This window comes from Leclercia sp. UBA1284, from assembly GCF_002308415.1.
Taxonomy (GTDB): Bacteria; Pseudomonadota; Gammaproteobacteria; order Enterobacterales; family Enterobacteriaceae; genus Enterobacter; species Enterobacter pneumoniae.
Genome location: NZ_DBUS01000004.1, coordinates 1 through 18800, shown reverse-complemented (window position 1 = coordinate 18800; position 18800 = coordinate 1). Strand labels below are relative to the sequence as shown.

The window sequence follows — 18800 nt, the reverse complement described above, 5'->3', positions numbered from 1 at the left end:
TTATATCAGACGTTTATTCCCACTCATGCAGGAAACGTTGGCCATACTGGTCTGCTACCAGCAGCGCGGCATAGACCTGATCCGACGTCGCTCCGCCAGGCATGTTATGAATCGTTTCGCCTTCAGCGCAGGCTGCTTCAGCCACCAGGCGCATTTTCACGGGGATATCGGTTTTGATATCCAGCTGTGCCAGGGTAATGGGCAGGCCGACGCTGTGGCACAGCGCCGCGACGGTTTCGATCTCTTCTACCGGTGCGTTCTCCAGCACCAGCTGAGTCAATGTCCCAAACGCCACCTTTTCGCCGTGATAGTAGTGATGCGCATCCGGCAGGGCCGTTAAGCCGTTGTGGATGGCGTGAGCGGCAGCCAGACCGCCGCTTTCAAAGCCCACGCCGCTCAGGTAGGTGTTGGCTTCAATCACATGCTCCAGCGCCGGCGTAACCACGTGTTGTTCAGCGGCCAGCATCGCTTTTTCGCCCTCTTCAATTAGCGTGTTGTAGCACAGTTCGGCCAGCGCCAGCGCGGCACGCGTACATTTGCCGCCCGCCATGGTGGTGGCGCCGCTGCGTGAACAGGCCCGCGCCTCAAACCAGGTGGCCAGCGCATCGCCAATACCGGCTGCCAGAAGGCGTGCCGGGGCACCGGCCACCACGCGGGTATCCACAATGACGATATTGGGGTTATGGGGCAGCATCAGGTAGCGGTCAAACTCGCCTTCATCGGTATAAATAACGGAGAGCGCGCTGCATGGCGCATCGGTTGAGGCGATGGTAGGGGCGACGGCGACGGGCACATCCATAAAGTGGGCCAGTGCTTTTGCAGTATCCAGGGTTTTGCCGCCGCCGATGCCCAGCACGGCCTGGCACTCTGCCCCTTGTGCCAGCTTGCGCAGGCGATCAATTTCATTTTGCGAACATTCGCCGCCAAACGGCACAATCTCAACCTGCAGTTCAGCCTCGTTAAAGCTCTGACGGATAGTCTCTTTGGCAAACCCCAGCACGAACTTATCGCCGACCACCAGCCAGCGGGGAGCCAGCGGTTTCAGGTAGTCACCGAGGCGGGAGAGTACATCCGCGCCCTGGATGTATTTGCCTGGCGATTGAATAATACGGTCCATAACATGTCTCCTTTAGAGAGTGAGGTGACAAACGCGTTTTGCAGTGAGTTAAAACTGACTCTACCGCCGGGGAGGCGAGCATTTGTTGCGCTACATCTAAAGGGGAAAAGATTGGGAATAAAAAAAGGCCACCCTGACTGGATGGCCTTTTGTACAGGTTACTGGTTTCCGACCTGATCGCCATGCGGCAGGCTATCGTAGTCAATCAGTCCATTTTTCTTATACGGATTGCCAATCCAGCGGGTGGTCTCTTTGAATGCCGGGCTGGTGATGGAACGCGTAGAATCGTATCCGTCATAGGTTAGGCCCGCTAAATCTGACCAGGTATGAATCAGCTCAGAGCTGCTGTATTTACGGTTAACATCCTGCGAGAAATCGCGTGGATGTGCGGCTTGCCACTTCTCTGACGTCCAGAGCAGGAACGGCACCGTATACATATGACGCGTTGGATTGTCTTCGTTACGACCCTGAGTCTTGTGCGGCGGCGTGTCATACACCTCCTCACCATGATCGGAGAAGTAAAGCAGGAAGCCGTTCGGATCCGTCGCTTTGTAATCTTTGATCAGGCTGGCGACGACCATGTCGTTATAACGGTTGGCGTTATCATAATCGTTATAAGACTCTTGCTCCTCCGGGCTCAGACCCGCCGGCAGATGATCGGTTTTGCCGTCAAAGTAGCCTTTGTCTTCCGGGTAGCGGAACTTGTACTTAATATGGGTCCCAAGCAGATGCACGATAATGAATTTCTTCGGTGCAGGGTCTGCCATCACCTCTTTAAACGGCGCCAGCACGTTGGTGTCGTATTCACGCGCACTCTGGGTACGTTGCTGGTTCATATAGAACTGTTTGTCGGTCTGTTTAGAGAAGACCGTCAACATGGTATTACGGGCGGTCATCGTCTGCTGGTTGGTGATCCAGAAGGTTTTATACCCGGCCTGTTTCATCATGTTCATCAGCGACGGTTGGGTCAGGTAAAGGTCCGGGTGCTTCTCGTTGGCAAAGGTCAGCGCCTGTTGCAGGATCTCAATGGTGTAGGGACGAGACGTCACCACATTATTAAAGACCGTCAGACCAGGATCGCTTTTGTGCAGCGCATCCAGCTCCGGCGTGGTGTCACGCGGATAGCCATACAAGCTCATGCGGCCACGCTGGGTGGATTCCCCAATCACCAGTACCAAAGTGCGCGGTGCATCGCCCGAGCTGTCTTTAAAATTAGCCAGCGGCGGCAGGGCATCATTTTCATTGAGCAGACTATTCAGTGACGTTAACTGCTGACGATACTGATAATACCCCGAGATAAACTGCCACGGCGCTGCCGGCTCCATACGGGATGCCAGGCCGTTGAGCGTTTTTTCAAATGGCTTATTGTTGATGACGCTATTCATCACAATCGGGTGCAGAATCAGGCCATACAGCAAGGCAAAAGGAACCACCCAGCGCCATGGCGAAGGAACATATACCGGGCGCAGGCGTGTCCACAGGAAAATTGCCGTCGCGGTATAGGCCAGCGCCACGAGAATAATTTTCAGACTGAAGTACTGGCTCAGATATTCACTGGCTTCGTTCGCATTCGATTCAAACATCACGAACAGTACGCTTTGCGAGAACTCCTGCCCATAAATGACGTAATAACTCAGTGCCGCCAGCGAGGTTGCCCACAGCACGACGCCAATGACTGCCGCAATGGCGCGAATACGGGCCGGGAAGAGTATGACCGGGATAAGCCATAACGAGCTGAATAGCAGCGAATCGCGCAGACCGTTGGTGCCGCTGTAGCCGCTAATGCAAATGGTTACCTGAAGTAAGGTAGAAAAGAACCAAAAATAGAGCAGCGCCCAGGCCAGGGCTTTCCAGCTAAACGCAGGTTTAGTCTGGGAGGAGGAGAGTTGCATGATGGTTGCCTGTCTTTAAACGTATCGCCAACGTAGCGACTAAACCTTAAGGGAACCTGAAGCAGAGCGATTTAGACCGCCTGAAGCCGGATGAAACCCATTAAGGGGATAAAAGAGAGGCAAAATATATTGAATTCGAATTGTTTATGACAGAAAAATTTCAGGTAACCCTCGCACAATAGCACGAGGGCACCTAAGTTATTGATTAGCCTGTGTTACGCATGCCTGCTGCCACGCCGGCAATGGTGACCATCAGGGCCTGCTCGACACGGGGATCCGGTTCCGCACCTTCTTCCTCGGCTTTACGGGAGCGGTATAACAGCTCTGCCTGCAGCACATTCAGCGGGTCGGTGTAGATATTGCGTAGCTGGATGGACTCGGCAATCCACGGCAGGTCTGCCATGAGATGAGAGTCGTTGGCGATATCCAGTACCACCTTGATATCGCCTTCCAGGAGTTCACGCAGCTCTTTACCCAGCGTCCACAGCTCGGGTTTCACCAGACGCTGGTCGTAGTATTCTGCCAGCCACAGGTCGGCTTTCGAGAAGACCATCTCCAGCATACCCAGGCGGGTAGAGAAGAACGGCCAGTCGCGGCACATGCTCTCCAGTTCGCTCTGTTTGCCATCTTCCACCACTTTTTGCAGCGCCGCGCCCGCGCCCAGCCAGGCCGGAAGCATCAGGCGGTTCTGCGTCCAGGCGAAGATCCACGGAATGGCACGCAGCGACTCGACTCCACCGGTCGGGCGACGTTTAGCCGGACGTGAACCCAGCGGCAGCTTGCCCAGTTCCTGCTCAGGCGTGGCGGAACGGAAGTAAGGCACAAAATCTTTATTTTCTCGCACGTAGCCGCGGTACATCTCGCAGGAGATATCTGACAGCTCGTCCATGATGCGGCACCAGGCCTCTTTCGGCTCCGGCGGTGGCAGCAGGTTGGCTTCCAGAATGGCGCTGGTGTAGAGCGACAGGCTGCTGATGGTTACCTCTGGCAGACCATATTTGAAGCGGATCATTTCGCCCTGCTCGGTGACACGCAGGCCTCCTTTCAGGCTGCCTGGCGGTTGAGAGAGCAGCGCCGCATGCGCAGGCGCGCCGCCACGTCCGATAGAACCACCGCGACCGTGGAACAACGTCAGTTCAATGCCCGCTTTTTCACAGGTTTTGATCAGCGCATCTTGCGCTTGGTACTGCGCCCAGGATGCCGCCATCACGCCCGCATCTTTTGCGGAGTCGGAATAGCCAATCATCACCATCTGCTTGCCCTGAATAAAGCCGCGATACCAGTCGATATTCAGTAACTGGGTCATCACGTCGTTGGCGTTGTTCAGGTCGTCGAGAGTTTCAAACAGCGGCGCCACCGGCAGGGCATAGTCGATACCGGCTTCTTTGAGCAGGAGGTGAACACCCAGCACGTCGGACGGGGTTTTCGCCATTGAGATCACGTAGGCGGCCACCGATCCTTTCGGTGCATCCACGATCGCTTTACAGGTATTGAGCACTTCGCGGGTGTCGTTACTTGGCTCCCAGTTGCGCGGCAGCAGCGGACGCTTGGAGTTCAGTTCACGGATCAGGAATGCCTGTTTGTCGGCTTCTGACCAGCTTTCATAGTCGCCGATGCCGAGATAGCGGGTCAGTTCGCCCAGCGCTTCGGTATGACGGGTGCTCTCCTGACGTACGTCGATACGTACCAGCGGCACGCCGAAACACTTCACGCGGCGCAGGGTGTCGAGCAGCTCGCCGTTGGCGATGATGCCCATTCCACAGGCCTGCAGGGATTTATAACAGGCGTATAGCGGCTCCCAGAGCTGTTCATTCTGGCTCAACAGCCCTTCTGGTTTCGGCAGGCGCTGGCCTTTCAGGCGCGCTTCCAGCCAGGTCTGCGTTGCCATGAGCTGGCCACGCAGTTTTTTCATCAGGTAACGATAGGGCTCGCTGGCACCTTCTTCACCGGCCAGCTCGCGCAGTTCCGGAGTGGCTTCTACCATCGACAGTTCGGAGATAAGCACCTGGATATCTTTCAGGAACAGGTCGGTCGCTTTCCAGCGGCTCAGCAGCAGCACGTGGCGGGTGATATCCGCCGTGACGTTCGGGTTACCGTCGCGGTCGCCGCCCATCCAGGAGGTAAAGCGCACCGGTACGAAATCGACCGGCAGGCGGTAGCCGAGGTTCTCTTCCAGCTGTTCGTTCAGCTCGCGCAGGTAGTTAGGTACCCCTTCCCACAGGCTGTTTTCCACCACCGCAAAGCCCCATTTGGCTTCGTCTACCGGGCTTGGGCGGTGCTTACGAATTTCATCGGTATGCCAGGACTGGGCAATCAGCTGGCGCAGACGGCGCATCAGCTGGTTGCGCTCGTAATCGACAATATCTTTGTTATCGAGCTGCTTCAGGCAGTTATTCACTTCCACCATTTTGTGAATCAGCGTACGACGGGTGATCTCGGTCGGGTGGGCGGTGAGCACCAGTTCCAGCGACAGTGATTCAACCGCTTTTTTGATGGTCGCTTCGTTGAGATCGGTCTGGTCTTTGAGTTTTCTGAGCGTGCGGGCAATCACTTCCGGGTTGCTGGCCGCTTCGCCATGCGGCGAAATGCTGTGGTACTGCTCTGCGGTGTTCGCCAGGTTCAGGAACTGGCTAAACGCGCGGGCAACGGGCAAGAGTTCATCGTTAGAGAGATTCTGCAGCGTTGTGAGCAGCTCCTGACGATTGGCCTCGTTTCCTGCGCGGGAAGATTTCGACAACTTACGGATAGTTTCAACACGGTCGAGAATGTTCTCGCCCAGGGCATCCTTGATGGTATCTCCCAGCACCTTGCCGAGCATACTGACATTACTACGCAACGCGGAATATTGTTCGTTCATAAAAACCCAGTCACCCCATCATTTTTGTTTATGCCCTTTCAGCAATCTGACGGACATTATTTTGTCATCTCCCTTTATAAAGCCACGTAAAACCCCCGTCGTCAATTGCTGCGAAAACGGTTCAGCAAACGAAAAAATGCAGGCAATTTACGAAATTTAATTCGCTTTGTGTCAGATAAGAGATGCTTATGAGAATGTGATGGAGATCGCGGGAAATTTCCCTTCACTTAACCCTCTCCCACGGGGAGAGGGTATTTAAATACCCTCGTCTCTTTGGGAAGAGAGCAGGGTGAGGGAGCAGTTTTAATGCCAGCAGAAGTGATGCACAACCTGGGTTATCAATTCGCGGGTAGGTTTGATAAAGCGGGTTTCCAGATACTCATCCGGCTGGTGGGCCTGGTTGATGGAACCCGGGCCAAGCACCAGCGTCGGGCACAGGGTCTGAATAAACGGCGCTTCGGTGCAGTAGTTCACTACGTCGGTTTTCTCACCCAGCAGCTTTTCCACCACCTCAACCAACTGGTGGTCAGGCGGGCATTCGTAGCCTGGGATCGGCGGATGCAGCTCAGAGATCGTCAGACGGCCCGGCCAGCGCTCGCTTACCGGGGCCAGTGCTTCATTCAGCAGGCCGTCGAGATCGCTCAGCGTCATGCCCGGTAGCGGACGAATGTCCATATGCAGCTCACAGCAGGCGCAGATGCGGTTAGACGCATCGCCGCCGTGCAGGCTGCCAAGATTCAGCGTTGGGTAAGGGACGGTGAAGGCGTCATAGTGATAACGCTCCTTCAGGTCATCACGCAGCGTCATGATGCGGCCAATGGCATCGTGCATCAGTTCAATGGCGTTTACCCCACGCGCCGGATCGCTCGAATGGCCAGACTGACCCATCACGCGTACCGCGGTGGAGATATGGCCTTTATGGGCGCGAATCGGCTGCAGGGAGGTAGGCTCGCCAATAATGGCGCAATCAGGGCGGATTGCGGTGTTTTCGGAGAAGTAGCGTGCCCCCGCCATGCTGGTCTCTTCATCGGCGGTCGCCAGAATGTAGAGCGGCTTTTTAAGCGTCGTCACGTCCACGTCACGCAGTGCATCGAGAATAAAGGCGAAGAAGCCTTTCATGTCGGCGGTGCCCAGCCCGTAGAGTTTGTTCTCATGTTCGGTCAGGGTGAAGGGATCGCGCGTCCAGCGGCCATCGTCAAAGGGTACGGTATCGGTATGCCCGGCCAGTAATAAACCACCAGCCCCCTGGCCGGTACTGGCCAGCAGATTGAACTTGTTGCGCGTACCGGGAACGGGCTGAACTTCCACCTTAAAGCCGAGATCGCTGAACCAGCCTGCAAGCAGATTGATTAAAGTCTCATTACTTTGATCCAGCGCTTCTTCCGTTGCACTGATTGACGGTGTGGCAATCAGGGCGCGGTAAATCTCGATAAATGGTGGCAAATTCATTTTCATTGTTGACATACCTTAGGTCGTGATAGTATCAATATTCATGCAATAAATGTGAATAAAAATACACTAACGTTGAGCATAAAGGAACCCGATGTTGAATACGCTGATTGTAGGTGCTAGCGGCTATGCGGGCGCAGAGCTGGTTAGCTACGTGAATCGCCATCCTCATATGACCATAACCGCTTTGACCGTGTCAGCGCAAAGCAATGATGCCGGAAAATTAATTTCTGATTTGCATCCGCAGCTTAAGGGCATCGTGGATCTGCCGCTGCAGCCGATGTCCGACATCAGTGAATTTACCGACGGCGTGGACGTGGTGTTTTTAGCCACCGCACATGAGGTCAGCCACGACCTGGCACCGCAATTTTTGGCGGCCGGCTGCGTGGTATTCGACCTTTCTGGTGCGTTCCGCGTTAACGACGCCGGGTTCTATGAAAAATATTATGGTTTCACGCATCAGCACCCGGATCTGCTTGAAAAAGCAGTGTATGGCCTGGCGGAGTGGAGCGCAGAGAAAGTAAAAGAAGCTAATCTGATTGCCGTGCCGGGCTGTTATCCGACTGCAGCACAGCTTTCGTTGAAACCGCTGATCGACGCGCATCTGCTGGATCTGACCCAGTGGCCGGTGATCAATGCCACCAGTGGCGTGAGTGGAGCCGGGCGCAAAGCCGCCATCTCTAACAGCTTCTGTGAAGTGAGCCTGCAACCGTACGGCGTGTTCAATCATCGCCATCATCCGGAAATTACCACCCATCTGGGCGCAGAGGTGATTTTTACTCCGCACCTGGGCAGTTTCCCGCGTGGGATCCTCGAAACCATTACCTGCCGCCTGCAGCCGGGCGTGACGCAAGAACAGGTGAAAGAGGCCTTCACGCATGCCTATGCAGATAAACCGCTGGTGCGTCTGTATGACAAAGGTGTGCCGGCGCTGAAAAACGTCGTCGGCCTGCCGTTCTGCGATATCGGCTTTGCCGTCCAGGGCGAGCATCTCATTGTGGTGGCGGCAGAGGATAACTTACTTAAAGGCGCTGCCGCGCAAGCCATGCAGTGTGCCAATATTCGTTTCGGCTTCCCTGAAACGCAGTCTCTTATTTAAGGTGTGATGATGAATCCATTAATTATCAAACTCGGTGGCGTACTGCTGGACAGTGAAGAAGCGCTGGAGCGTCTTTTTACCGCGCTGGTGAACTACCGTGAGTCGCATCAGCGTCCGCTGGTGATCGTGCACGGTGGCGGCTGCGTAGTGGATGAGCTGATGAAAGGGCTCAACCTGCCGGTGAAAAAGAAAAACGGCCTGCGCGTTACCCCTGCCGACCAGATTGACATCATTACCGGTGCGCTGGCGGGGACGGCCAATAAAACGCTGCTGGCGTGGGCGAAGAAGCATCACATTGCTTCCGTTGGCCTCTATCTGGGCGATGGCGACAGCGTAAAAGTGACCCAGCTCGATGAAGAGCTCGGCCACGTTGGACTGGCACAGCCTGGTTCGCCTAAGCTGATCAACACTCTGCTGGAAGGCGGGTTCCTGCCGGTGGTGAGCTCTATCGGCGTGACCGAAGAGGGCGAGCTGATGAACGTCAACGCAGACCAGGCAGCTACCGCGCTGGCGGCAACATTGGGCGCAGACCTGATCCTGCTCTCTGACGTGAGCGGCATTCTGGACGGCAAAGGCCAGCGTATCGCGGAGATGACCGCAGCAAAAGCCGAGCAGCTGATTGACCAGGGCATTATCACCGACGGCATGATTGTGAAAGTGAACGCGGCGCTGGATGCTGCCCGCACGCTGGGCCGCCCGGTAGATATCGCCTCCTGGCGCCACGCTGAGCAACTGCCGGCGCTGTTCAATGGCACGCCGATTGGCACGCGTATTCTGGCATAACCATTTATTGATTTACCGCAGGCCGGGAACGCGACGCGACACCCGGCAGAACTAACGAATAAAGGAAGCATGTTATGGCACTTTGGGGTGGGCGTTTTACACAGGCAGCGGATCAACGTTTCAAACAGTTCAACGACTCTTTGCGCTTTGACTACCGCCTGGCCGAACAGGATATCGTCGGCTCTGTGGCCTGGTCCAAAGCGCTGGTCACCGTGGGCGTACTGACCGCAGACGAACAGCTGCAGCTGGAAGAGGCGCTGAATAATCTGCTGGAAGAGGTGCGTCTGGATCCACAGCAAATCCTCCAGAGTGATGCTGAAGATATACACAGCTGGGTGGAAGGCAAGCTGATCGACAAAGTCGGCCAGTTGGGCAAAAAACTGCACACCGGCCGTAGCCGTAACGACCAGGTGGCGACCGATCTGAAGCTGTGGTGTAAAGAGACCGTCGCTGAGCTGCTGGCCGCGACCCGTCAGCTGCAGAGCGCGCTGGTGGAAACCGCTCAGAACAACCAGGACGCGGTGATGCCGGGTTATACCCACCTGCAGCGCGCGCAGCCGGTGACCTTTGCTCACTGGTGTCTGGCCTACGTAGAGATGCTGGCACGTGATGAAAGCCGCCTGCAGGATACGCTGAAACGTCTGGATGTTAGCCCGCTGGGTAGCGGTGCGCTGGCTGGCACCGCTTATGAAATTGACCGTGAACAGCTGGCAGGCTGGCTGGGCTTTGCCTCCGCCACCCGTAATAGCCTGGACAGCGTCTCTGACCGCGACCACGTGCTGGAGCTGCTCTCCAATGCCTCAATCGGGATGGTTCACCTGTCGCGCTTTGCCGAAGATCTGATTTTCTTCAACTCCGGTGAAGCCGGGTTTGTTGAGCTGTCAGACCGCGTGACCTCCGGCTCTTCTCTGATGCCGCAGAAGAAAAACCCGGATGCGCTGGAGCTGATCCGCGGCAAGTGCGGCCGCGTACAGGGCGCGCTGACCGGCATGATGATGACCCTGAAAGGGCTGCCGCTGGCGTACAACAAAGATATGCAGGAAGACAAAGAGGGGCTGTTCGACGCGCTCGACACCTGGCTGGATTGTCTGCATATGGGCGCACTGGTGCTGGATGGCATTCAGGTGAAACGTCCGCGTTGCCAGGAGGCGGCCCAGCAGGGTTATGCCAACTCGACCGAGCTGGCAGATTACCTGGTAGCGAAAGGCGTACCCTTCCGTGAAGCGCACCACATTGTGGGCGAAGCGGTGGTCGAAGCGATCCGTCAGGGGAAACCGCTGGAGGATCTGCCCCTGACTGACCTGCAGAAATTCAGTGCGGTGATTGGGGAGGATGTTTATCCGATTCTGGCGCTGCAGTCGTGCCTGGATAAGCGTGCGGCCAAAGGCGGCGTATCGCCGAAGCAGGTGGCCAAGGCTATTGCGGATGCGAAAACCCGCCTGGTCTGATTAGTGCGGGCTGGTGCCCTCACCCCGGCCCTCTCCCACGGGGAGAGGGAGCAAATACTAAAAATGGCAACTTCGGTTGCCATTTTGCTTTTATCCCGAGGCTGTTTTACGCAAAAAAAATGCGGACCACGGGGTCCGCAAAAGTTCACGTTGGCTTTAGTTGTTCGAGTTTGAGAGAAACTCGTTTGACGGGCGGGGACGTCAAGGGTCAAACACGTACCGCCTCGTCTATGTGGTGTATTATTCAACAGAATGCTTGATAGGGATAATCGTTCGTTGCTATGCTATCTATCGCCATGAACTATCGTGGCGACGGAGGATGAATAATGAATATTCGTGATCTTGAATACCTGGTGGCGTTAGCTGAGCATCGTCATTTTCGCCGCGCGGCAGACTCCTGCCACGTTAGCCAGCCTACGCTGAGCGGCCAGATCCGCAAACTGGAAGATGAGCTTGGCGTGATGCTGTTGGAGCGCACCAGTCGTAAAGTGCTGTTCACTCAGGCAGGTCTTCTGCTGGTGGATCAGGCGCGTACTGTGCTTCGCGAGGTCAAAGTGCTCAAGGAAATGGCAAGCCAGCAGGGGGAAACCATGTCCGGCCCGCTGCATATTGGCCTGATCCCTACCGTTGGCCCGTACCTGTTGCCGCAGATTATTCCGCTGCTGCATCAGACCTTCCCGAAACTCGAAATGTATCTCCACGAAGCGCAAACCCATCAGCTGCTGGCGCAGCTGGATAGCGGTAAGCTCGATTGCGCCATTCTGGCGCTGGTGAAAGAGAGCGAAGCCTTTATCGAGGTGCCGCTGTTTGATGAGCCAATGATGCTGGCGATCTATGAAGATCACCCGTGGGCGAACCGCGATCGCGTGCCGATGGCCGATCTGGCCGGGGAAAAGCTACTGATGCTGGAAGACGGTCACTGCCTGCGCGATCAGGCGATGGGCTTCTGTTTCGAAGCGGGGGCGGATGAAGATACTCACTTCCGCGCAACCAGCCTGGAGACGCTGCGCAATATGGTGGCAGCGGGAAGCGGTATTACACTGCTGCCGGCGCTGGCCGTACCACGCGAGCGCAAACGTGACGGCGTGGTCTATCTGCCGTGCATTAAGCCTGAACCGCGCCGCACTATTGGTCTGGTTTATCGTCCGGGGTCACCGCTGCGCAGCCGCTATGAGCAGCTGGCAGAGGCCATCCGAGGGGCGATGGATGGCCATTTCGATAATGCGTTAAAACAGGCGGTTTAAACCGTTCAGTGCAGCGACCCGATAGGCTTCTGCCATGGTCGGGTAGTTAAAGGTGGTGTTAACAAAGTATTCAATCGTGTTACCACCCCCTTTTTGCTCCATGATGGCCTGGCCGATATGAATGATTTCCGCGGCGCGTTCACCAAAGCAGTGGATGCCGAGGATCTCTTTCGTCTCGCGATGGAACAAAATCTTCAGCGTACCCACGCTCATCCCCACGATCTGCGCCCGCGCCAGATGTTTAAACTGGGCACGACCGACCTCGTAAGGCACCTTCATGGAGGTCAGCTGCTGTTCGGTTTTACCCACAGAGCTGATTTCTGGAATGGTATAGATGCCGGTCGGAATATCCTCAATCAGATGCGCCGTCGCTTCACCTTTTACCAGTGCCTGTGCGGCAATGCGTCCCTGATCGTAGGCCGCAGATGCCAGACTCGGATAGCCGATGACATCACCAACCGCGTAGATATGCGGTAGCGCGGTCTGGTACATGCTGTTGACCTTCAACTGGCCACGGCTGTCGGTCTCAAGGCCGATGTTTTCCAGCGCCAGAGAGTCGGTATTACCGGTACGGCCGTTAGCATAGAGCAGGCAATCCGCTTTCAGCTTTTTGCCGGACTTCAGGTGCATGATCACCCCGTCGTCGCAGCCTTCGATTTTCTCGTACTCTTCGTTGTGACGAATCACTACTCCACTGTTCCAGAAATGATAGGAGAGGGAGTCGGACATCTCTTGATCGAGGAACGCCAGCAGACGGTCACGGGTGTTGATGAGATCAACTTTTACATCCATGCCACGGAAGATTGACGCGTATTCACAGCCAATTACCCCTGCGCCATAGATGATGACGTGGCGAGGTTCATGATGCAGGCTAAGAATGGAGTCGCTGTCGTAGACGCGTGGGTGCGAGAAATCGACGTCTGCCGGACGGTACGGGCGGGAGCCACAGGCAATTATAAATTTCTCTGCCGTGAGGGTCTCGACAGAGCCGTCGTGGCACTCCAGCGCCAGCGTGTGTTCATCCACAAAATGGGCATTCCCCTGCAAGATCTCGCAATGGTTACGCTCATAAAAACCCTGACGCATCCGTGTTTGCTGGTTAATCACGTTATCGGCATGATTCAGGATATCGGCAAAAGAGGAGCGAAGAAGTCGGGAATGGTCGCTGTAAAGAGGGTTCTGGTTGAATTCAATGATGCGGCTAACGGCGTGGCGGAGGGCTTTCGAAGGGATGGTGCCCCAGTGGGTGCAACCGCCGCCAACATTATGGTAGCGCTCTATCACCGCTACTCTGGCTCCCTGTTTAACCAGTCCCATAGCAGCGCCTTCGCCGCCGGGGCCGGAACCAATAACTATTGCGTCGTAATCGTAGGAATGTGGCATGGCAAGGCTTACCTGTTCTTATACATAAAAGCAACAGAATCATAACATCATTGCCAGAGTAACCCAATTATCGTTGTGCTTTTTTCGCGCAGTGGAGCACAAACCGCGCGTAAACAATCATTAACAAAGCCAGGCAAATCGATTAATTTTAAACTCTGGTATAGTGCCAGCAGGGCTTTGGAAGGATTCAATTATCGTGATGGGCGTAAGAGCACAACAAAAAGAGAAAACCCGGCGTTCGCTGGTGGAAGCGGCATTCAGTCAACTGAGTGCTGAACGGAGTTTTGCCAGTTTGAGCCTGCGCGAAGTGGCGCGCGAGGCCGGAATTGCGCCAACGTCCTTCTATCGTCATTTCCGAGATGTGGATGAGCTGGGACTGACCATGGTGGATGAGAGCGGCCTGATGCTGCGTCAGCTGATGCGCCAGGCGCGCCAGCGTATTGCCAAGGGCGGTAGTGTCATTCGCACCTCGGTCTCTACCTTTATGGAATTTATTGGCAACAATCCCAACGCATTTCGTTTGCTGTTGCGTGAACGTTCCGGTACTTCGGCCGCGTTCCGTGCCGCCGTGGCGCGTGAAATTCAGCATTTCATCGCGGAACTTGCCGACTATCTTGAACTCGAAAATCATATGCCGCGTGCCTTCACGGAAGCGCAGGCCGAGGCGATGGTCACGATTGTTTTCAGTGCAGGTGCTGAAGCACTGGATGTGGGTATTGAACAACGTAAGCAACTCGAAGAGCGACTGGTATTACAGCTGCGGATGATCTCCAAAGGCGCGTATTACTGGTATCGCCGTGAACAAGAAAAGATGGCACATCAAATCGACGAAGGTGAGTAATGAAACATTCAGGTCAGGATAAAGGTACGCTGTTGCTGGCATTGATCGCTGGCTTGTCTATCAATGGTTCTTTTGCCGCTATTTTTAGCTCCATTGTGCCATTCTCGATCTTCCCTATGATTGCGCTGGTACTCACGGTGTACTGCCTGCATCAGCGTTATCAAAATCGCACCATGCCGGTCGGGCTTCCGGCGCTATCAGCGGCGTTTTTTGTCCTGGGCGTCTTGCTCTATAGCACCGTGGTGCGCGCAGAGTATCCGGACATCGGCTCTAACTTCCTGCCGGCCGTACTCTCTGTCGCGCTGGTGTTCTGGATTGGCATCAAAATGCGTAGCCGCAAGCATCACTTGCCGGAGTAAGCGTTTTATTTAGCCGTCAGTAACACACCACACTCCATATGGTGGGTGTAGGGGAATTGATCAAACAGAGCCAGACGTTCAACCTTGTGCGTCTGGCTTAACGTTTCCAGATTCTTACAGAGGGTTTCCGGGTTGCAGGAGATATAGAGGATACGCGGATACGCCTGCACCATCTTCTCCGTTTCACTGTCCAGCCCACTACGTGGGGGATCGACAAAAATCGTCTCGCACTGGTAGCTCTTAAGATCAATGCCCTGCAAGCGGTTGAATTCACGCACGCCATTCATCGCCTGCGTAAATTCTTCTGCGGCCATGCGGATAATCTGCACGTTATCAATGTGGTTCGCTGCAATGTTGTACTGCGCCGCCGCCACGGACGGCTTAGCAATCTCGGTTGCCAGCACCCGTTCAAAGTTGCGTGCCAGCGCCAGCGAGAAGTTACCGTTACCGCAGTAAAGCTCAAGCAGATCGCCCGTTGACCCTTCCGTCGCATTCAATGCCCATTCCAGCATCTGTATATTCATAGCCGCATTCGGCTGAGTAAAGCTGTTCTCAACCTGGCGGTAGATCATCTCTTTACCTGCCACCGGCAGACGTTCGTCAACGTAATCCTGGTCGAGCATAATTTTGGTTTTGGTAGCACGGCCAATAATGTGGACGTTAATGTTTTGCGCCCGCAGCGCGTCGCGCAGAGCTTCTGCCTGCTCACGCCACTCATCGTTTAGCGCTTTGTGATACAGCAGTGAAACAATGGCCTGATTACTTTGCGTGGTCAGATAGTCAATCTGGAACAGTTTATGACGCAGCACCGGGTTATTACGTACCCCTTCAATCATCAGCGTCATTAATTGATTAATTAATTCACTCGCTGCGGGGAACGTGTCCACGCGAATTCGGGATTTGGTCTGCTGGTCGAAAATGATGTGATACAGATCGTCGCCATCGTGCCAGATACGAAATTCGGCGCGCATACGATAGTGGCTGACCGGCGAACGAAACACCTCGGGAACGGGCGCTGCAAAAGGGGTCATCATACTTTGCAGGCGGACGACCTTCTCGGCCAGTTGCGCGTCGTACTGATCTGTCGGGAGGTGTTCGGGGGTCATGATGCGTCCTGAGTGAGAATGAATTACGCGGGGATTGTAGGGATTGTGCAGGGGATGTCCAGATTTAATGGCTAATAGCTATCTGGACATCTATACGTGTCTAATTGTAGCATTCTGTTTCCGGTCTCAATGAGTGAAAAGGGAATCCAGTGGAAATCTGGAGCTGACGCGCAGCGGTAAGGACTGGCGGGATGAATGTTGTAGACACTGTGAAAATGGGAAGTCTTCATCCATATAACGCCACCCAGCCCGAAGACCTGCCGGGATCACGTCGCATTTGGTTTCATCATCGCGTGCTATAGATGAGGCCTGCGGCATCCTTCTTATATTGTGGATGCTTTTTACAATGATTAAAAAAATATCGCTGTGTACGGCGCTGTCCGTCACGGCATTTTCGGGCTGGGCGCAGGATAACGCCAGCACGATGGTGGTGACGGCAAACCGTTTCGAGCAACCAGTTAACTCTGTCTTAGCCTCAACGGATATCGTAACCCGTGAGGATATCAACCGCTGGCAGTCTAAAGATCTTATTGATGTGATGCGTCGTTTACCCGGCGTGCAAATTGCACAGAACGGCGGGATGGGGCAATCAAGCTACGTCTATATTCGCGGGGCGGAAGCTCGCCATACGCTGGTTTTAATTGACGGTATTCCGCTGGCAAAATCCGGTATCACGGGGATTTCTGATTTTAGCCAACTCCCTCTCTCTCTTGTTCAGCGCATTGAATTGATTCGCGGGCCACGTTCGGCAGTCTATGGTGCCGATGCGATTGGTGGCGTCGTCAATATTATCACCCAAAATTCACAGCCTGGCGGCAAAGTTCAGGCGAGTATGGGGTCTCATCATTATCAGCAGTACGATGCTACTGTGCGCCAACAGCTGGGCGAAGCGACGCTGGCGACGATCGCGGGCTCCTTCACCGAGACCCAGGGATTTAATGTTCAGCCCACCTCTACCTACTCCGGTGACCGCGATGATGATGGTTTCCGTAACAAAACCTTCTGGGCGGGCCTGAATCATAATTTTACTCAGGAGATTTCCGGGTTCGTTCGTGGTTATGGCTATAGCAATAACACAGCCTATGACGCGGGCTATGCGGGGGGGAGTGATAAACGCCAGGTTTATAACCACACCTATGAAACCGGTCTGGCATGGAGCCATGATAATTACTCGACGCAACTGACGGGGAGTTATCAGAAATACAAAGATTACAACTACTCCAGCGTGTCAGGGATGTATAACGCCGGCACATCGCTCGACAATATGACGCAGAAAAACGTCCAGTGGGGTAACAGCCTGGCGGTAGGCTACGGCACGGTAAGCGCGGGCATTGACTGGCAACAGCAGAAGTTGACGTCAGAGGATCTGAGTAATTCCGATGATTATAAGCGTGACAATACCGGCTATTACCTGACTGCTCAGCAGAAGCTGGACACGGTGACGCTGGAAGGCTCCGTTCGTGGGGACGATAACGAACAGTTTGGCTGGAATGGCACCTGGCAGACGGCCGCAGGCTGGGAATTTGTACCTGACTACCAGCTTACTGTCTCTTACGGAACGGGGTTCCAGGCACCAACGCTGGGGCAGATGTATGGCCAGAGCCGTCTGTTCATCACCTCGAATCCAGATCTGAAAGCGGAAAAATCGGGTCAGTTCGAAGTGGGCGTTCAGGGGTTAACCGGGCCTGTTAACTGGCGCCTGGCCGCTTACCAGAACAAGATTAAGGATCTGATCGATTACTACTCCCCTGATTTTGGCTTCACGGGAACCTATTTCAATACCCAGTCCGCTACGATTAAAGGCGTAGAGCTGAGCGGTGACTTTGAAACAGGCCCGGTGACGCACCGTCTGAGCGCTGAATATCTGGATCCGCGTCGAGACTCTGATAACGAGGTTCTGGCACATCGCTCTCGCCAGCAATATAAGTATCAGCTGGACTGGGCCATGTTCGGGTTTGATATGGATCTGTCTTATCAATATTTCGGTAAAAGCTATAACAACAACTCGAATCAGTTCTCGAGCGTGCAGCGCCGCATGCCATCTTATAGCCTTTTAGATCTGTCAGCTTCATATCCTGTCACCTCTCATCTGACAGTTCGTGGTAAAATAGCCAACCTGTTCGATAAAGATTACGAGACAGTTTATGGCTATCAAACTGCAGGACGGGAGTACACCTTGTCTGGCAGCTACACCTTCTGATCCACGCCCTACCGTGCTGGTGTTTGACTCCGGCGTCGGTGGGCTGTCGGTCTATGATGAGGTTCGGCATCTCCTGCCGGACCTTCATTACATCTACGCTTTCGATAACGTGGCATTCCCGTACGGAGAGAAGAGCGAAGACTTTATTGTCGAGCGCGTAGTGGAAATCGTCACGGCCGTACAACAACGCTACCCCCTGGCATTGGCAATTATTGCCTGTAATACGGCGAGTACTGTCTCTCTTCCTGCCCTGCGCGAGAAGTTTCCCTTCCCTGTGGTCGGCGTGGTCCCTGCGATTAAACCAGCGGCTCGTTTGACGGCCAATGGTGTGGTTGGCTTGCTTGCAACGCGCGGGACGGTAAAGCGTCCTTATACGCGTGAGCTGATTGAGCGCTTTGCCAATGAGTGCCAGATAGCCATGCTGGGTTCTGCCGAGCTGGTCGAAATCGCAGAAGCGAAGCTGCACGGTCAACCGGTGCCGCTGGAAGAGTTACAGCGCATATTGCGTCCGTGGCTGCGTATGGCTGAACCTCCAGATACCGTTGTATTGGGTTGTACTCATTTCCCGCTATTAAAAGATGAACTGCTTGCCGCGTTACCGGAAGGGACTCGCCTGGTGGACTCCGGAGCGGCCATTGCACGAAGAACAGCATGGTTACTTGAAAATGAAGCGCCAAATGCAAAATCTTCTGATGCGAATATCGCTTACTGCATGGCATTGACTGCAGAAACTGAGCAACTTTTACCCGTTTTACAACGTTATGGCTTCGAAACGCTCGAAAAACTGGCGCTATAGCACCATTTTGCGCAAAAAAGAGACGGTTGAACGTTTTTTTTAAAAGAGGGGTTGTCAACGTCTGAGAACTCCCTATAATGCGCCTCCACTGACACGGAACAACGGCTTACAGGCCGCCGGGTTAGCGGGGTTCAGAGATGAACGCCAACAGAGAAAAGCGAAAAATAATTGCTTGACTCTGAATGAGGAAAACGTATTATACGGGACCTCGCAACGGTGAGCTGAA

Annotated in this window: 14 protein-coding genes and 1 riboswitch; of the genes, 8 read left to right on the top strand and 6 right to left on the bottom strand. The window is 54.6% G+C overall.

The annotated features are described in order from the left end of the window. Positions 1 to 13: 13 nt before the first annotated feature. The 4 genes from gldA to argE all read right to left on the bottom strand — a co-directional run bounded on the left by gldA (position 14) and on the right by argE (position 7321). Complete coding sequence (gene gldA / locus B3511_RS01590) at positions 14 to 1117, bottom strand: bifunctional L-1,2-propanediol dehydrogenase/glycerol dehydrogenase (protein ID WP_286772205.1); 1104 nt, start codon at positions 1115 to 1117, stop codon at positions 14 to 16. 158 nt (positions 1118 to 1275) lie between these two features. Continuing rightward, positions 1276 to 3009 carry a phosphoethanolamine transferase CptA gene (locus B3511_RS01585; protein ID WP_286772204.1) on the bottom strand — a complete coding sequence of 578 codons (1734 nt, stop codon included), beginning with the start codon at positions 3007 to 3009 and terminating at the stop codon, positions 1276 to 1278. A gap of 205 nt (positions 3010 to 3214) precedes the next feature. After that, positions 3215 to 5866, bottom strand: a complete 2652-nt coding sequence (gene ppc, locus B3511_RS01580; protein WP_286772203.1) for a phosphoenolpyruvate carboxylase — start codon at positions 5864 to 5866, stop codon at positions 3215 to 3217. A gap of 303 nt (positions 5867 to 6169) precedes the next feature. Beyond that, positions 6170 to 7321, bottom strand: coding sequence for an acetylornithine deacetylase (argE, locus tag B3511_RS01575; RefSeq protein ID WP_040078042.1), 1152 nt, complete (start codon positions 7319 to 7321; stop codon positions 6170 to 6172). 88 nt (positions 7322 to 7409) lie between these two features. On the opposite strand from argE, the gene argC reads away from it, so the two are divergent. The 4 genes from argC to oxyR all read left to right on the top strand — a co-directional run bounded on the left by argC (position 7410) and on the right by oxyR (position 11889). Beyond that, the gene (argC, locus tag B3511_RS01570) at positions 7410 to 8414 is read left to right on the top strand and encodes an N-acetyl-gamma-glutamyl-phosphate reductase (protein WP_040078044.1); all 1005 of its coding nucleotides are present in this window, start codon (positions 7410 to 7412) and stop codon (positions 8412 to 8414) included. A 6-nt stretch (positions 8415 to 8420) separates the two neighbouring features. Continuing rightward, positions 8421 to 9197 (top strand): acetylglutamate kinase, encoded by a 777-nt coding sequence (gene argB / locus B3511_RS01565; protein WP_006808651.1) that lies wholly within the window; start codon positions 8421 to 8423, stop codon positions 9195 to 9197. A 74-nt stretch (positions 9198 to 9271) separates the two neighbouring features. After that, positions 9272 to 10645, top strand: coding sequence for an argininosuccinate lyase (argH, locus tag B3511_RS01560; RefSeq protein ID WP_286772201.1), 1374 nt, complete (start codon positions 9272 to 9274; stop codon positions 10643 to 10645). A 326-nt stretch (positions 10646 to 10971) separates the two neighbouring features. Further along, positions 10972 to 11889 carry a DNA-binding transcriptional regulator OxyR gene (oxyR, locus tag B3511_RS01555; protein ID WP_040078048.1) on the top strand — a complete coding sequence of 306 codons (918 nt, stop codon included), beginning with the start codon at positions 10972 to 10974 and terminating at the stop codon, positions 11887 to 11889. Here the strand turns inward: oxyR and sthA are convergent. Then, positions 11872 to 13272, bottom strand: a complete 1401-nt coding sequence (gene sthA, locus B3511_RS01550; protein ID WP_040078049.1) for a Si-specific NAD(P)(+) transhydrogenase — start codon at positions 13270 to 13272, stop codon at positions 11872 to 11874. The genes oxyR and sthA overlap by 18 nt on opposite strands. 196 nt (positions 13273 to 13468) lie before the next feature. Between sthA and fabR the strand changes: the two genes are divergently transcribed. Together fabR and B3511_RS01540 are read left to right on the top strand one after the other, a co-directional pair. Further along, the gene (fabR, locus tag B3511_RS01545; RefSeq protein ID WP_040078051.1) at positions 13469 to 14113 is read left to right on the top strand and encodes an HTH-type transcriptional repressor FabR; all 645 of its coding nucleotides are present in this window, start codon (positions 13469 to 13471) and stop codon (positions 14111 to 14113) included. Continuing rightward, a complete protein-coding gene (locus tag B3511_RS01540) occupies positions 14113 to 14472 on the top strand; it encodes a YijD family membrane protein (protein WP_046886226.1) in 360 nt (119 codons plus the stop codon). Before fabR ends, B3511_RS01540 begins: the two co-directional genes overlap by 1 nt. A 5-nt stretch (positions 14473 to 14477) precedes the next feature. Here the strand turns inward: B3511_RS01540 and trmA are convergent, their stop codons facing one another. After that, a complete protein-coding gene (trmA, locus tag B3511_RS01535; protein WP_286772200.1) occupies positions 14478 to 15578 on the bottom strand; it encodes a tRNA (uridine(54)-C5)-methyltransferase TrmA in 1101 nt (366 codons plus the stop codon). Between the two features lie 104 nt (positions 15579 to 15682). After that, positions 15683 to 15857: riboswitch (cobalamin riboswitch) on the top strand. Between the two features lie 67 nt (positions 15858 to 15924). Here trmA and btuB point away from each other — a divergent pair. Together btuB and murI are read left to right on the top strand one after the other, a co-directional pair. Next, positions 15925 to 17778 carry a TonB-dependent vitamin B12 receptor BtuB gene (gene btuB, locus B3511_RS01530; protein WP_286772198.1) on the top strand — a complete coding sequence of 618 codons (1854 nt, stop codon included), beginning with the start codon at positions 15925 to 15927 and terminating at the stop codon, positions 17776 to 17778. Beyond that, on the top strand, positions 17723 to 18574 hold the full coding sequence (murI, locus tag B3511_RS01525; RefSeq protein WP_040078055.1) for a glutamate racemase: 852 nt from the start codon (positions 17723 to 17725) through the stop codon (positions 18572 to 18574). Before btuB ends, murI begins: the two co-directional genes overlap by 56 nt. Positions 18575 to 18800 lie beyond the last annotated feature (226 nt).